13 protein-coding genes and 1 rRNA gene (1 of these 14 cut by a window edge) are annotated in these 15,598 nt (G+C 41.4%); 1 reads left to right on the top strand and 13 read right to left on the bottom strand.

Translation table 11 applies throughout. From position 1 onward, the window contains the following. Nucleotides 1–90: 90 nt before the first annotated feature. The 12 genes from HORE_RS00575 to HORE_RS00520 form a co-directional block, all read right to left on the bottom strand. Complete coding sequence (locus tag HORE_RS00575; protein WP_012635054.1) at nt 91–879, bottom strand: HutP family protein; 789 nt, start codon at nt 877–879, stop codon at nt 91–93. After that, on the bottom strand, nt 869–1,366 hold the full coding sequence (gene ispF, locus HORE_RS00570; RefSeq protein WP_012635053.1) for a 2-C-methyl-D-erythritol 2,4-cyclodiphosphate synthase: 498 nt from the start codon (nt 1,364–1,366) through the stop codon (nt 869–871). The genes HORE_RS00575 and ispF overlap by 11 nt, the downstream gene beginning before the upstream one ends. A 4-nt stretch (nt 1,367–1,370) precedes the next feature. Then, the gene (gene ispD / locus HORE_RS00565) at nt 1,371–2,060 is read right to left on the bottom strand and encodes a 2-C-methyl-D-erythritol 4-phosphate cytidylyltransferase (RefSeq protein ID WP_012635052.1); all 690 of its coding nucleotides are present in this window, start codon (nt 2,058–2,060) and stop codon (nt 1,371–1,373) included. Between the two features lie 10 nt (nt 2,061–2,070). Beyond that, nucleotides 2,071–3,165, bottom strand: coding sequence for a PIN/TRAM domain-containing protein (locus HORE_RS00560; RefSeq protein WP_012635051.1), 1,095 nt, complete (start codon nt 3,163–3,165; stop codon nt 2,071–2,073). A 105-nt stretch (nt 3,166–3,270) separates the two neighbouring features. Beyond that, nucleotides 3,271–3,771, bottom strand: coding sequence for a CarD family transcriptional regulator (locus HORE_RS00555; RefSeq protein ID WP_041606184.1), 501 nt, complete (start codon nt 3,769–3,771; stop codon nt 3,271–3,273). A 157-nt stretch (nt 3,772–3,928) separates the two neighbouring features. Then, the gene (disA, locus tag HORE_RS00550; protein WP_012635049.1) at nt 3,929–5,008 is read right to left on the bottom strand and encodes a DNA integrity scanning diadenylate cyclase DisA; all 1,080 of its coding nucleotides are present in this window, start codon (nt 5,006–5,008) and stop codon (nt 3,929–3,931) included. Nucleotides 5,009–5,012: 4 nt separating this feature from the next. Continuing rightward, nucleotides 5,013–6,368, bottom strand: coding sequence for a DNA repair protein RadA (gene radA / locus HORE_RS00545; protein WP_012635048.1), 1,356 nt, complete (start codon nt 6,366–6,368; stop codon nt 5,013–5,015). A gap of 75 nt (nt 6,369–6,443) precedes the next feature. Further along, nucleotides 6,444–8,864, bottom strand: coding sequence for an ATP-dependent Clp protease ATP-binding subunit (locus HORE_RS00540; protein ID WP_012635047.1), 2,421 nt, complete (start codon nt 8,862–8,864; stop codon nt 6,444–6,446). 12 nt (nt 8,865–8,876) lie between these two features. Continuing rightward, nucleotides 8,877–9,926 carry a protein arginine kinase gene (locus HORE_RS00535; RefSeq protein WP_012635046.1) on the bottom strand — a complete coding sequence of 350 codons (1,050 nt, stop codon included), beginning with the start codon at nt 9,924–9,926 and terminating at the stop codon, nt 8,877–8,879. Nucleotides 9,927–9,928: 2 nt separating this feature from the next. After that, on the bottom strand, nt 9,929–10,441 hold the full coding sequence (locus tag HORE_RS00530) for a UvrB/UvrC motif-containing protein (RefSeq protein ID WP_012635045.1): 513 nt from the start codon (nt 10,439–10,441) through the stop codon (nt 9,929–9,931). A gap of 2 nt (nt 10,442–10,443) precedes the next feature. Further along, nucleotides 10,444–10,917 carry a CtsR family transcriptional regulator gene (locus HORE_RS00525; RefSeq protein ID WP_012635044.1) on the bottom strand — a complete coding sequence of 158 codons (474 nt, stop codon included), beginning with the start codon at nt 10,915–10,917 and terminating at the stop codon, nt 10,444–10,446. Nucleotides 10,918–11,141: 224 nt separating this feature from the next. Beyond that, nucleotides 11,142–12,218 (bottom strand): putative glycoside hydrolase, encoded by a 1,077-nt coding sequence (locus tag HORE_RS00520; protein WP_167935741.1) that lies wholly within the window; start codon nt 12,216–12,218, stop codon nt 11,142–11,144. Between the two features lie 243 nt (nt 12,219–12,461). Between HORE_RS00520 and HORE_RS00515 the strand changes: the two genes are divergently transcribed. Then, nucleotides 12,462–12,722: a hypothetical protein gene (locus HORE_RS00515; RefSeq protein WP_012635042.1), complete on the top strand. Its 261-nt coding sequence runs from the start codon at nt 12,462–12,464 to the stop codon at nt 12,720–12,722. Nucleotides 12,723–13,052: 330 nt separating this feature from the next. Here HORE_RS00515 and HORE_RS00510 read toward each other — a convergent pair. Further along, a 23S ribosomal RNA gene (locus HORE_RS00510) occupies nt 13,053–15,598 on the bottom strand; it runs 423 nt beyond the window's last position.

Here is a 15,598-nt window from a genome sequence, read left to right as displayed (position 1 = left end):
TGCGTAAATTTTTAATAAAAGTAAATAAAACCCCAGCAATATTAAGCATAAAAAGGAAGGACTAATTTATTAAACTTTAAATGATACCCGTTAAATAACACTGGTTCCTATAGCCAGTTGTTCAGGGCCATCTACCAGGGCATGACCAAATTTACCAAATATAGCTACAGAAACATAACCATCACCTTTAACAACAGCTATCTTGAAACCACCACCAAGTCCAGGGTTTATAAGAGCCAGCTGGCTATATGCATCCTTAACTGCATTGGAAACTGCAATTTTTTCTCTGGCATTTTCGGAAATAACTCCACGGGCAATGGCAGCTACAGTTGTACTTTCCCTCAACTTAATGGGGAGTTTTTCAGCACTGGCCCCAGTCTGGGTTATTGCCCCTTTATAACCATAGCCTTTTATCTTGTCAAGCCAGTATTCTTCATACTCCCGGCTCCTGGTCATTGCCAGATAGATAGCAGAACTTTCCGGGGTAATTGTTTTTTTCTCCATCTTGCGTTCTTCTTCCTCGTCCTTTAAGTACCCATAAACTATATCATCAGCAGTCACAATTCCTACCAGTTTTCCATCTTCATCGAGAACTGGTAGACCACCAATCCCATGATCTGATAATACTTTAGCAGCTTCCTGAACAGTGGCATTTTGACTGATGGTGATAACTTCTCTGGACATAAACTTATCAATGGGCGCATTAAGGTCATGCTGAATAACCAGATCCCCATCTGTTAGGATTCCAACAAGTCCTTCATCCTCAACAACTATTAACCGCCCGATGTTATTGATAGACATTAATTTTTCTGCTTCTACAACTGTAGTTTCAGGAGAAATAGTTATCGGGTCTTTTGACATTATATTTTTAACCAGCATTAATATCACCTTCCTTGGTATCAATTAATAACACAGCAGCCTGAGCAGCAATCCCTTCTTCCCTGCCTACAAAACCTAAATTTTCAGTGGTAGTCGCTTTTATATTTATTCTGGAACTATCTAACTGTAATATTCGGGTATAATTTTCTTTTATCTTATTATAATAAGGTGACAACTTTGGCGATTGGGCCATAATAATAAGGTCAATATTCCCAATAGAAAAACCCCTGGGTTTCATCATATTATATACTTTTTTTAACAATTTTAAACTACTGATCCCCCTATATGAAGGATCAGTGTCGGGAAAATGATAACCTATATCAGCTTCCCCCATCGCCCCCAGAATAGCATCCATCAGGGCATGGGTTAATACATCAGCATCTGAATGACCGGCAAGACCATATTCACCCTGTATATGTACACCACCTAGAATCAAGGTTTCCCCTTTTTTCAGGGGATGAACATCAAATCCAATCCCAATCCTCATAGTTCTAGTCTCCTGTTTTTAGTATTGCTTCAGCAATAATTAAATCAACCGGTGTTGTTACTTTAATATTATCATAAGAACCTTTGATAACCTTAACTGGATAACCGAGTTTTTCTACCAGGAAAGCATCATCAGTTACCTGAATATCAGAAGATATTTCCTCATGGGCCTTTTTAATTATATCATAACGGAAGGCCTGGGGTGTTTGGACAGCTATTAATTTACCCCGGTCAGGGGTATTGCTGACAAACCCTCCCCCATTAATAAATTTTATGGTATCCTTAACCCTGACACCGGTTGTAACTGCATCATATTCTACAATCCCTTTTAATACCCTCTCAAGAACAGGGTAAGGCATCAGGGGACGAGCACCATCATGTATTATAACATAATCAATTTCTGGTGAAAAGGATTTTAATCCAGCATAAACAGATTCCCTTCGAGTCTCTCCACCCGATACCAGTTTAATTGGCTTACCGGGAAAATATTTCTGGATAACATTCTGATAACAGTATTCTTTTTCCTGTGGCCTGACAACTACTGTAATCTGGTCAAACTTCTTACCAGAAGAAAAAAAAAGAGAGAGGGTATGGGCAAGAATAGGGCGGCCATTAAGTAATAAATATTGTTTGTTCATATCCCTACCCATTCGCCGCCCCTGCCCGGCTGCAGGTATAATTACTCCAACCTTCATAATTACCCCTCTACATTACCTGTTCCTGAGCTTTGGGTTTAGCAAATATCATTCTCCCGGCAGCTGTCTGTAAAATACTGGTTACCAGAACAGAAACCTTTTCACCCATATAGTTAATACCATTATCAACAACAATCATGGTACCATCATCCAGATAGCCAACTCCCTGACCATCCTCCTTACCTTCTTTGATGACTTTAACATCCATTTCTTCACCCGGTAAAACAATAGGTTTTACGGCATTAGCCAGCTCATTTATGTTTAACACATTAACTCCCTGTAACTCAGCCACCTTATTAAGATTATAATCATTGGTAATTACTCTGGCACCGAGAACCTGGGCCAGCTTAACCAGCTTGCTATCGACTTCCTGAATATCATCAAAATCCTGTTCAAATATTTCAACCTTTATATTGGGGTCCTTCTGCATCTGTTTAAGAATATCCAGGCCCCTCCGGCCCCTGTTCCTCTTTAAAACATCAGAGGAATCAGCAATATGTCTCAGCTCCTCAAGAACAAATTCAGGTATTATTAAAACTCCTTCAATAAAACCACTTTTACATATATCTGCAATCCTTCCGTCAATAATAACACTGGTATCAAGTATTTTATAACTGGCTGATTCCTGGTTTGAATTATTTTTTGTATTACGACCTGAATCAAAGATTAAGGTTCCAATCTCATCCTCTTTATAAAGAGAAAAACTTAATCCCAGATAAGCAAATATCAAATTGATAAGTATCTGGATAGGCATACCAACCCGGGGGATTTTTGGAATAGAAAAAGTAAAATTTATTATTGCTCCAAATATTATACCAGTTATTAATCCCAGTAAAGCTGTCACCACTCTCTTCCAGGTTATTTCCTTTAATTTACCCTCAAAGTTAAGTATTAATTCCAGTAATCTTTCAATTAAGTAAGAAATTAAAAAGAAACCAACAACCCATCCACTTACAATCCCAATGAATTGTGGCCTTAAAAATACAGAATCAAGTTCTTTCCAGGAGAAAACCACCTGGTGATTAATCCCTAAAATATGAACTATTTGATAACCTATTAAAGCACCAAAAATTCCCAGGATAAACCTCATAAACTTTTTCAACATAATCCCACCTCCTTTCCATTATTATTACCAAATATATATATAACAATTCCTATTTTTATGAAAACTTTCTATAATCAATCCCTCCTTTCTCAGTATTTTAAAAAATTACTCTTCATCAAGATTGGGATTTTCTTCAAAAACATTGTCGATTATTTCTTCAACTTCTTTTTCATCCATATCCTTGGCCAAAACCAGTTCACTTATTAAAATCTGGCGGGCATTACTTAACATTTTTTTCTCACCGGTAGATAAACCTTTTTCATGGTCGCGGATGGTCAGATTCCTGACAACTTCCCCAACCTCATATATATCACCGGTCTTCAATTTTTCCATATTGGCCCGGTAACGCCGGTTCCAGTTCTGTGACATCTTACTTTTATCGCCTTTTAATAACTTTAAAACATTATCGGCCTCTTCCTCGTCGATAATGTTCCTGACTCCAATCTCTTCAACTTTTTCAACCGGAATCATAACCTTCATATCCCCGATCGGCAATTTCATGATATAATATTTTTTCTCTTCTCCCAGAATATTTTTGGTCTCTATACCGACTATCGTACCAGCCCCATGATTGGGATATACTACTTTGTCACCAACTTTAAACATCTTGTTAATCAACCCCTCTTCATTAGCCATAAAATTCCTCAGAGTAATTATAACATTTCCCGGGGCAACTGTCAATTAAGGCAATTTCTCGGTTATATCTGTAATAAACTATTATTAACTTCCAATAACGAGGTTTTCCTGACAAATAATATTACTTTTATATATGTCTATCCAGTAATACCTGATCCCGAAGACGCCTCAGACCATCTTTTATGGCCTTGGCCCTGACTTCGCCAACACCATCAACATCGTCAAGTTCATCAGGGAAAGCATTTAAAACTTTTTGCAGGGAACCAAAATGCCCTACCAGGTTATCGATAACAGGCATGGGAAGCCTTGGAATTTTACGCAAAATACGGTAACCTCTGGGTTCTACAGATAAATCCATGGAGTTAATACCCCCACCGTGACCAAGGGCTTTACTGATTGTATTTAATGAGAGCATTTCATCTGTTGTCCAGTCTATCAACTCATCGAGTAATTCCTTAGCATCAGGAATTTCTCCCTCTTCATTCTCTTCAATATAATCTTTTATCAATAAGACTCCTTCTTCCCTGACATCGGTAATAAGCTCTTCAAGCTGCATCTTAATTAACCGGCCTTCGCTTCCGAGCTCACTAATATACTTTTCTATTTCTTTCTGGATCTTCAATACCATCTCTGTCCTCTGAATAACGGTTACCACATCAGCAATGGTTACCAGGTCTTCAAACTCAAGGGCACTTAAATTAATCAGGGCCTGATCAAGGACAGAACGATATTTCTCCAGAGTCTGAACAGCCTGGTTGGCCTTGGCCAGGACTATCCTTATATCCTCCAGAACATGCTTGGAATCACCCTTATAAAGTGAGATAATATCCCTTCTCTGGGAAATAGCTATAACCAGCTGGTTGGTCTGCTTGGCAACCCGTTCGGCAGTTCTGTGACGTGTCCCTGTCTCCGAGGATGGTATAGTTGGGTCCGGAATAAGCTGGGCATTGGCACATAGAATTCTATCCGCACTTGAGTTTAATACCATGGCTCCATCCATTTTGGCCAATTCATACAACCGGGCTGGAGTAAGTTCTGCATTTATATTAAACCCTCCATCCACAATACCCAAAACTTCTTCACTATCACCGATAACAATCAGGGCCCCGGTTTTAGCACGTAACACATTTTCAAGCCCTTCCCTGAGCAGGGTTCCCGGAGCCAGAATTTTTAGTACTTCACCCCAGCTCACCTTTTTTCCATCCATTACATCACCTCCTGTTAAACAATATCTTCATGAGATCATTAACATTTTTAACTTCAACTATATTAATATCCGGGTCAAAGTCCAGACCAGATATATTGCCTCCAGGAATAACAACTTCCTTAAAGCCCATCTTTTTTAATTCACTTAAACGCCTCTCTATCTGACTGACAGCCCGTATCTCCCCGGCCAGTCCTACTTCTCCAATCACAGCCAGGTCCGGAGCTACCTCCTGGTCTTTACAACTTGATAAAATAGCTGTTATTATACCGAGATCCAGGGCCGGCTCTTCTACTTTTAAGCCCCCTGTTATATTAATATTAACATCCTGATTATGAAAATTAATACCAGCCTTTTTCTCCAGGACAGCCAGTAAAATAGAAACCCTCTTCCGGTCAACACCGGTTGTTAACCGCTGGGGGGTCCCAAAACTCGAGTAGGTTACCAGGGCCTGAACCTCAACAAGAAGGGGTCTACTCCCCTCGACAACCGGAACTATCACAGAACCCGATACCCCCTGGGCCCTCCCTTTAAGGAAAATTTCCGAGGGATTAACCACTTCTCTCATACCACTTCCCATCATTTCAAAGACACCTATCTCATTTGTAGAGCCAAAACGATTTTTTACTGCCCTGAGAATTCGATAGATGTAATTCCTGTCCCCTTCAAACTGAAGAACTGTATCAACCAAATGTTCCAGGACCCGGGGACCGGCCAGATGTCCTTCCTTGGTAACATGTCCTATTAAAACGATGGGAACTTCCAGTTTCTTGGCCTGAATAAGTAACCTATTAGTAACTTCCTTAACCTGGCTTATACTACCGGGGGTAGATTCAATCCGGGGGTCAAATATTGTTTGTATAGAATCTATTATTATTAATTCATATTTTTCATTTTGTATAACACCATAAATTTGTTGAAAATTAGTTTCAGAAAGAACATATAAATCCTCATTTATAGCCCCGAGCCTCCCGGCCCTCATTTTTAACTGGGAAGCTGATTCTTCACCACTGACATATAAAACTTTTCCATATTTTTCGCTGAAGTGCCTGGCCATTTGAAGAACCAGGGTCGATTTACCTATTCCAGGGGCACCTCCAAGTAGAATTAAAGAACCGGGCACAACACCTCCACCAAGCACCCTGTCAAACTCCCCAATACCGGAAGAAAGCCGGGGACAGGCCCCGGCTTTTATATCAGTTATTGAACTAGGGGTAACCTTGATATCCACCTTTTCCTCAATGGCTTCTTCATCCAGTTCCTGAAAAGTATTCCAGGCACCACAGTTTAGACAACGTCCCATCCATTTAGCAGATTTATAACCACATTCACTGCAGATATAATAGGTTTTAGGTCTGGGCATAATTCTTTAACTCCCGAAATATAGTGATATTTTCATTATAACATTTTTGTCATGATTTTACAACAATAAACCGGGTCATTTGCCCACGACTACTTTCCCATCCTGTTCATCGACAACAACTTTATCCCCTTCTTTAACTTTTCCTTCCAGGATCTTTTCAGATAATGGGTTTTCAACCATTCGCTGAATTGTTCGTCTCAAAGGACGGGCTCCAAATTCTGAGTCAAACCCTTTTTCAGCAAGAACATGTTTTGCTCCTTCAGTAACTTCAATATCAATTTCCTTGTCCTCAAGGCGTTTTTTAACATCATCCAGCATCAGATCTACAATCTGCTTAATATGATCCCTGTTTAGAGCATGGAAGACAATAATTTCATCAACCCTGTTTAAAAACTCGGGCCTGAAGGTCCTCCTTAAATCTGACATTAACTTATCCTTCATATCTTCGTAATTTTGTTTTTCATCATTTCCGGCTTTAAAGCCTAACCTTGACTGCTTTTCGATAAAATTAGCCCCAACATTTGAAGTCATTATAACAACAGTATTCTTGAAATCAACTCTGCGCCCATGGGTATCGGTCAAATGACCATCTTCCAGGATCTGAAGAAGGATATTAAATACATCGGGATGGGCTTTTTCAATCTCATCAAAAAGTACAACAGAATAAGGGCGCCTTCTAATGGGCTCTGTTAACTGTCCCCCTTCTTCATGTCCTACATATCCTGGAGGTGAGCCTACCAGTCTTGATACAGCATGTTTTTCCATATATTCGGACATATCTATTCTTACCATAGTCTCTTCATCATTAAACATAGCTTCAGCCAGAGCCCTGGCCAGCTCAGTTTTCCCAACTCCAGTAGGACCAAGAAAAATAAATGAGCCAATCGGTCTCTTCGGATCCTTTAAACCAGCCCGGGCCCTTCTCACCGCCTGGGAAACAGCCTGAATGGCCTCGTCCTGGCCAACTACCCGTTTGTGCAGCTCTTCTTCTAGATGGAGTAGTTTGGCAGTTTCTGCTTGCTCAAGCTTGGTTACAGGTATTCCGGTCCAGCTTGAAACTATCTCTGCTATTTCCTCAGTGGTTACAGTACTTTCACTCTTTTCTTTTTCTTTTTCCCATTTCTCCTGAATGTTTTCAAACTCTTTCTCTAGTTCTTTTTCTTTATCCCTTAATTCAGCAGCTTTTTCAAATTCCTGATTCTTAACCGCGGCTTCCTTTTCTTTTTTTACCTCTTCCAGCTTTTTATTCAAATCTTTTAATTCAGGTGGTCTGGTATCACTACCCAGTCTTACCCTGGAGGCAGCTTCATCGATAAGATCAATGGCTTTATCGGGTAAAAACCGGTCAGTAATATAACGGTGTGAAAGGTTTACAGCCGCTTTAATAGCTTCATCACTTATCTTGACTTTATGATGGGCTTCATAGGGGTCCCGTAGCCCCTTCAAAATCTCTATAGTCTCTTCCGGAGTCGGCTCCTCTACCAGAATGGACTGGAATCTCCTTTCCAGGGCCGGGTCTTTTTCAATATATTTTCGATACTCATCGAGGGTAGTGGCTCCGATGGCCTGAAGCTCACCACGGGCAAGAGCCGGTTTGAGAATATTGGCCGCATCAATAGCACCTTCAGCAGCACCTGCTCCCACCAGAGTGTGAAGCTCATCAATAAATAGAATAATATTACCACTTTTCACTATATCATTCATAACAGCCTTAAGTCTCTTTTCAAATTCACCCCTGTATTTAGAACCGGCTACAATTGAACTTAAATCTAAAGCAACTACCCTTTTATTCAGTAATACATCAGGAACACTTTCATCGACAATACGCTGAGCCAAACCTTCCACAATGGCGGTTTTACCAACCCCGGGCTCTCCGATTAAAACCGGGTTATTCTTGGTTCTCCTGCTTAAAACCTGAATGACCCTTTCTATTTCCTTTTCGCGTCCGATGACCGGATCAAGCTTAACCTGATCAGCCAGTTTGGTCAAATCCCTGCTATATTCATCTAAATTAGGGGTTTCACTCCTCCTGGTTCCATCCTGATGGCGGGTATTCCCTTTACCACCAAGTAACTCAATTACCTGTTCCCTGATATTTTGGAGGTCACCATTATTAAGATTTGCCAGGATTCTAACAGCTACACCTTCTCCTTCTCTAATTAATCCCAGCAAGATATGCTCGGTTCCAATATAGTTATGACCGAGACGCCTGGCCTCATCCAGAGCCAGGTTGAGGACCTTTTTACTCCGGGGGGTAAGACTGATAGGTCCACTCACCTCCTGATTTCCCTCACCGATCAACTTGGTTATCTGCTCCTTAACTTTTTCTTCAGAGATACCAACATCTTTTAGAGCCTTTGCAGCAACTCCCTGCCCTTCTTTAACCAGACCCAGCAAAATATGCTCTGTGCCTACATAGTTATGTTTAAAGCCAACAGCTTCTTTTTCGGCCAGACTTAAAACTTTTCTTGCTCTTTCAGTAAATCTCCCGAACATTTTATCTCCTCCTTACATATTTAATCTCGTCTTAATTAATTCAGCTCTTTTAATATCCCTTTCGGTTGGGGTCAGTTCTTTCCCCTCTAATTTCTGTAGATGGGCTGGACGGATTAACACCATTAACTCGCTGAGTACTCCAGTATCAACATCGGTTATTATACCCATATCTATGCCTAATTTTACATTTGATAACATTCTCAGGGCTTCCTCACTGGAAATTTGATAAGCATGGCTCAATATTCCAAAAGAACGGTTAACCCTGTCTCTAACTTCAATTTCTTTTTCTTTTAACAATAAATTACGGGCCTGCCGTTCCTGTTCAATAATCTGACTGGTTACACTTTTTAAATTAGCGATTATTTCCTTTTCAGTATGTCCCAGGGTTACCTGGTTTGATATCTGATAAAGATTGCCAACATATTCGCTTCCTTCCCCATATATACCTCTAACCGTCAGACCTACCTTTGATATTGCTCCCAGCATTTTATTTATATTATTGGTTAAATTCAGGGCCGGCAAATGAACCATAACAGAAGCCCTGAGTCCTGTACCTACATTAGTGGGACAGGCTGATAGGTAACCCCATTTCTGGGAAAAAGCAAAATCAAGTTTTTCTTCCAGAAGATCATCGAGTTCACTGGCTGTCTCCCAGGCACCCTCAAGCTGTAGTCCAGGTATTAAAACCTGTAATCTCAAATGGTCTTCTTCATTAATCATAATACTTATAGTTTCATTATCATTTAATAAAACACCCTTCCCCTCACCTGCTTTAGCGTGAGCTGGACTTATCAGGTGTTTTTCAACAAGAACTTCCCTCTCTACTTCCGGTAAGTCATCCATTTTTATATAATGTAATTTTATTTTGCCCTGCTTTGAGGTAGCATCCAGAACCCTTTTTGTGACCTCTTCTTTACTATCTTTATCGGCCCGGTTAGGGTAAGGAATAGTATCCAGATTTCGGGCCAGTCTAATCCTACTACTTAATACAATATCTCTTTCTGGACCCTGACCGGCCACCCAGTGGCTTAAGTTTTTGTTGATCAGATCTTTTAAAGACATACTTAATTCCCCCCCAGCTTTTTCTCAAGGTCACGGATTTTATCTCTAAGTTCAGCAGCTTTTTCAAAGTTTTCCCTTTCAACTTCAAGCTCTAATTCCTTTCTCAATTCTTCAATCTCTCTCTTTATTCTCAGGTCTCCTCCACGACGTTTCGGAACTTTTCCGGTATGCCCATTACTTCCATGTATCCTTTTAATAAGGGGAGATAACCTGTTACCGAAGTGTTGATAACATTCAGAACACCCGAACAAACCCTTTTCACTAAATTCCTGGTAACTCAGGCCACAATTATCACATTTGAGTTTTTGAACCCTGGGTTCATTACCCAGACCGAGTTCAGGGTTTAAGATTCCACTGAGTAAATTCTGGAATGAAAACGGGTCTTCGCCCTTAAAGGGCATCTGGCCTGTTTCCTGAGCACATTCTTTACAGAGAAATATTTCATTTTTCTCCCCATTTATAATCTTGGTCAAATGAACCGTAGCTTCTCTTTTACCACATCTTTGACACAACATTTCTATCCCTCCTCATCTTCATGTTTTATAATAGTCTTCAACATACCTCTTAACAGCCTACTCCTGATATAATCCCGGTGAGGAAGTTCTACATTAATGTATTTACGATTAACCGCTACTTTCATAATATCCCTCTCTTTTTCTGTTATAAAATTGTTATCAAAAAGACGGTCAATTATACCTTCAGCTTCACGTTGTGTTATTGGACCATCTATTCTTGATATTAGCTCCTTTAAGGTTTTACGGTTTGAATCAAGACTAACTCTGATTATTCTGATGTAACCCCCACCACCTCTTTGACTTTCAACCAGATAACCCTTTTCAACAGTAAACCTGGTATTTAAGACATAGTTAATCTGGGAAGGAACACAATCAAAATCACTGGCTAACTGATTCCTTTTAATTTCCACTTCCCCTTCATATTTTGTTAACAATTTTCGTAAGTATTTTTCTATCTGATCTGCAAGGCTGGCCATTTTACCATAACCTCCCCAAATTTGTCTTTGACTTTTTTTGACCTTCCTTGTTTATATAATACACCCAATTCTTTTATATGCCAAATATTATTATAATTAAATATATCAAAATAAATTCTATTTTATTCGATATTTGAAGGTTATCTTGTAATTTCATAAAAATACTGGTTGTTTCTATAAATGTTGTTCCTATAAATAAAATATATTTATTATAAAAAACCTCCCTACTCCATCTGGAGGGGAGGCCTAAAGGCTTTCTCTGTATAACGGCATCTCGGGTTCCATAACAACCATTCTTTTAACCCCAGATCCTGAACTGCCCTAATCTGGGCCATTACTTCCCGGTGTGAATATTGTTTTTTAAGGGAAAAATCCTGTAACCAGGGCCTGAAGACAACCTTATTATTTTCAAATTTATCTAAAGCATCTTTCATGCTATTATAAACGATTTTATAAGGAGACATTTCAGGATCCTCAATCCCGTAACTACCTGGAGCATAATGAGATGGATAAACCATTGGAGAAATAATATCAATTATACTTCCCAGATATTTCAAATTTTGTCCGATCCCCAGATCATCCTCAACTGCTGTAGTCAAGCCAAAAACATCTATAGAAACAGGTGTAGATAGTTTTGATAACTCCTTTTTAGCATAACTGATAAAACTGTTAATGGGTTTTGTCTTATCTAACTTATATTTATATGGTCCTTTTAAATTAATTTTAAACCTGCTAACCGGATACCGGATATAATCAAATTGAATTTCGTCAAAACCCAGTCTTGCCGCCTCTTTTGCAATTTCTATATTATAACGCCAGACTTCAATGCTGGTGGGATCAACCCAGTAAATATTCTTCTTTATCCTGAGTGGGTCTAAAACATCCAGAGCCAGGTCAGGCCTTTTTTTGGCAAGGACCGGGTCTTTAAATACCACTACCCTGCCTATAGTATAAATTCCCTTACTTTTTAATAACTTTAGCAACATTTTGATATTTTTAATTTTTAATTTAACTGCACCAATCTTCCAGGCCTTTTCAACCCGGGTTTTATAAGAAATATAACCGTGTTCGTCCTTTATATCAATAACAACAGAATTAAGGGGAGTATTTTCTATCATCTCAATAATTTTTTCCATCCTGTCAGGCATACCAGCTACCCACCCACTTATATACACTCCCTTAACATAGAATTCGGGCAGTTTAAACTTTTTCTCAATTAAATTAAATTGATTTTTGGTTACCTCCAGCTCCAGTCGTGGTTTAAGTAAAGAAGCCCTGGCCTGAGAAAAATTATGTATCATACCAGGCAATACTACTATAAAGAATAGGAATAAAAATAATGTAATCAGTATTTTTTTCAGAAACACTTTTACTAATACCACCTCTAATTATGATGTTTTCCTTAAATTATGATATTTTCCTGTAATTTATTTAATTATACCACAATATTAAACAACACTGGATAGATAATTGGTTCCATTTTATACAAATAAAAACCCTGTCATAAGTAAAAAATAAAAAAAAATATTAAGGAGGTAATAAAGGTGTTTGAAAAAATGGTAACAGAGCTTACCTCAAAAATTACAATTGACAATCTTCAAAAAATTAAAGATGATGACCCTCAAAAATACGACGAAACGTTAAAATTAATAATAACTATAACCGAAGTCGCTACCCATATTCTAAATAATAGCCCCGGATTCCGTAAGGCCTTTGCTGAAATACATAAAGAATTTCTAAAACACCCGGAATCCCGGGAAGTTATAGATGCAGCCTTAAAAGCTTACAATGACTATACTTCTTAACCCAGATAATTTCTTAAATTTAGAAATATTAAAAGTGGGTGTAAAGGTTCACAGTTAAAAACCTGTTTTAATTTCAAGGACCCACTTGATTAATTAGGATCTATATTATAAGGACATTGGTTAATTAAAAAACTAAATAAAAATAAAAAATCCCGTTTTTACGGGATTTTTGTTTTATACCTCTTTAATTTTAGATATTAACTCTTAAAAATATACTTTTACATGTACATAGCCCAACAATTTGTTTTCCGTCAATTATTTTGTTTCATATTAATTAAATTAAACATTTATTATTATTCACACCTTCAAAACAGCATACAATGATGAGATGAGATTAAGCCCTCGACCTATTAGTACCGGTCAGCTTAACGAATTACTCCGCTTCCACCTCCGGCCTATCTACCTGATCATCTCTCAGGGGTCTTACCTCCTTAAAGAGTGGGATACCTTATCTTGAGGGTGGCTTCACGCTTAGATGCTTTCAGCGTTTATCCACTCCACACATGGCTACCCAGCTATGCCCCTGGCGGAACAACTGGTTCACCAGCGGTGTGTCCATCCCGGTCCTCTCGTACTAGGGATGGCTCCCCTCAAGTATCCTGCGCCTGCGACGGATAGGGACCGAACTGTCTCACGACGTTCTGAACCCAGCTCGCGTACCGCTTTAATGGGCGAACAGCCCAACCCTTGGAACCTGCTTCAGCTCCAGGATGCGACGAGCCGACATCGAGGTGCCAAACCTCCCCGTCGATGTGAACTCTTGGGGGAGATAAGCCTGTTATCCCCGGGGTAACTTTTATCCGTTGAGCGACGGCGATTCCATGCTCCACCGCCGGATCACTAAGCCCGACTTTCGTCCCTGCTCGACCTGTATGTCTCGCAGTCAAGCTCCCTTCTGCCTTTACACTCTTCGTGCGATTTCCATCCGCACTGAGGGAACCTTTGGGCGCCTCCGTTACCTTTTAGGAGGCGACCGCCCCAGTCAAACTGCCCGCCTGACAATGTCCCATGACCGGTTTACGGCCACTGGTTAGAATTTCACTACAGGAAGGGTGGTATCCCACCGGCGGCTCCACTGATGCTGGCGCACCAGCCTCTCAGCCTCCCACCTATCCTGTACATCCTGTAGCAAAACCCAATATCAGGCTACAGTAAAGCTCCACGGGGTCTTTCCGTCCTGTCGCAGGTAGTGAGCATCTTCACTCACACTACAATTTCGCCGAGTCCCTTGTTGAGACAGCGCCCAAGTCGTTTCGCCTTTCGTGCAGGTCGGAACTTACCCGACAAGGAATTTCGCTACCTTAGGACCGTTATAGTTACGGCCGCCGTTTACTGGGGCTTAGGTTCAGACCTTCGCTTGCGCTAAGCCTTCCCCTTGACCTTCCAGCACCGGGCAGGCGTCAGCCCCTATACTTCGTCTTTCGACTTAGCAGAGACCTGTGTTTTTGATAAACAGTCGCTTGGGCCTGGTCACTGCAACCGCCTCGGGCTTTCACCCTATCGCGGCACCCCTTCTCCCGAAGTTACGGGGCCATTTTGCCGAGTTCCTTAACAAGGGTTCTCTCGCGCGCCTTGGGATTCTCTCCCTGCCTACCTGTGTCGGTTTCCGGTACGGGCACTATTAACCTCACTAGCGGCTTTTCTCGGCGGCTCATTGGACAACTTCGCCTCATTCGGCTCGACATCACCCTCCGGAGTTATGGATATGGGGATTTGCCTCCTTATCCCTCCTTCGGGCTTATACACGCTCCTCCAGTCGCGTGCTTGCCCTCTTCGCCGCGTCCCCGCTTCGCTCAAACGGTTAATAGTGGCATCGGAATCTCTACCGATTTCCCATCGCCTACGCCTTTCGGCCTCGGCTTAGGTCCCGGCTTACCCTGAGCGGACGAGCCTTCCTCAGGAAACCTCAGGCTTCCGGCGGAGGGGATTCTCACCCCTCTTTTCGCTACTCATACCGGCATTCTCGCTTCTGTGCCGTCCACTGCTCCTTCCGGTACAGCTTCTCCCAGCACAGAATGCTCCCCTACCGCATGTGGCCTTTTGCCACCTGCCCACAGCTTCGGTGACAGGCTTAAGCCCCGTTACATCTTCGGCGCAAGGCCGCTCGACCAGTGAGCTGTTACGCACTCTTTAAATGAATGGCTGCTTCTAAGCCAACATCCTGGTTGTCTTAGCGACCTCACTTCCTTTTCCACTTAGCCTGTACTTGGGGACCTTAGCTGGTGATCTGGGCTGTTTCCCTCTCGACTACGGAGCTTATCCCCCGCAGTCTGACTCCCAAGGCCTGTGCTTCGGGCATTCGGAGTTTGAATGGGTTCGGTAACCTTGGTGGGCCCCTAGCCCAATCAGTGCTCTACCTCCCTACGCTTTTTTAGCCTTGAGGCTAGCCCTAAAGCTATTTCGGGGAGAACCAGCTATCTCCGGGTTCGATTGGCTTTTCACCCCTACCCACAGCTCATCCAATGGTTTTTCAACACCACCTGGTTCGGGCCTCCACGGGGTCTTACTCCCGCTTCACCCTGGCCATGGGTAGATCACCCGGTTTCGGGTCTATTCCCTGCAACTTGCGCCCTGTTAAGACTCGCTTTCGCTCCGGCTTCACCTCTTTCGGCTTAACCTTACGCTGCAGAGAATAACTCGCCGGTCCGTTATGCAAAAAGTACGCGGTCAGACTTTTTAATAGTCCTCCCACCGCTTGTAGGCTTACGGTTTCAGGTTCTATTTCACTCCCCTCCCGGGGTTCTTTTCACCTTTCCCTCACGGTACTATCCGCTATCGGTCACCTGAAGTATTTAGCCTTGGAGGATGGTCCCCCCTTCTTCCCACCGGGTTCCACGTGTCCGGTGGTACTCTGGATAACCTCGGAGACCTTCCGC

Source organism: Halothermothrix orenii H 168 (assembly GCF_000020485.1).
GTDB lineage: Bacteria > Bacillota > Halanaerobiia > Halanaerobiales > Halothermotrichaceae > Halothermothrix > Halothermothrix orenii.
Note: the sequence above shows the minus strand (reverse complement) of the source record. Positions and strands in the feature narration are given on the sequence as shown.

Coding starts and splice junctions, on each gene's coding strand:
- HORE_RS00575 (WP_012635054.1), bottom strand. CDS start 879: ATGCTGGTTAAAAATATAATGTCAAAAGACCCGATAACTATTTCTCCT.
- ispF (WP_012635053.1), bottom strand. CDS start 1,366: ATGAGGATTGGGATTGGATTTGATGTTCATCCCCTGAAAAAAGGGGAA.
- ispD (WP_012635052.1), bottom strand. CDS start 2,060: ATGAAGGTTGGAGTAATTATACCTGCAGCCGGGCAGGGGCGGCGAATG.
- HORE_RS00560 (WP_012635051.1), bottom strand. CDS start 3,165: ATGTTGAAAAAGTTTATGAGGTTTATCCTGGGAATTTTTGGTGCTTTA.
- HORE_RS00555 (WP_041606184.1), bottom strand. CDS start 3,771: ATGTTTAAAGTTGGTGACAAAGTAGTATATCCCAATCATGGGGCTGGT.
- disA (WP_012635049.1), bottom strand. CDS start 5,008: ATGGATGGAAAAAAGGTGAGCTGGGGTGAAGTACTAAAAATTCTGGCT.
- radA (WP_012635048.1), bottom strand. CDS start 6,368: ATGCCCAGACCTAAAACCTATTATATCTGCAGTGAATGTGGTTATAAA.
- HORE_RS00540 (WP_012635047.1), bottom strand. CDS start 8,864: ATGTTCGGGAGATTTACTGAAAGAGCAAGAAAAGTTTTAAGTCTGGCC.
- HORE_RS00535 (WP_012635046.1), bottom strand. CDS start 9,926: ATGTCTTTAAAAGATCTGATCAACAAAAACTTAAGCCACTGGGTGGCC.
- HORE_RS00530 (WP_012635045.1), bottom strand. CDS start 10,441: ATGTTGTGTCAAAGATGTGGTAAAAGAGAAGCTACGGTTCATTTGACC.
- HORE_RS00525 (WP_012635044.1), bottom strand. CDS start 10,917: ATGGCCAGCCTTGCAGATCAGATAGAAAAATACTTACGAAAATTGTTA.
- HORE_RS00520 (WP_167935741.1), bottom strand. CDS start 12,218: ATGATACATAATTTTTCTCAGGCCAGGGCTTCTTTACTTAAACCACGA.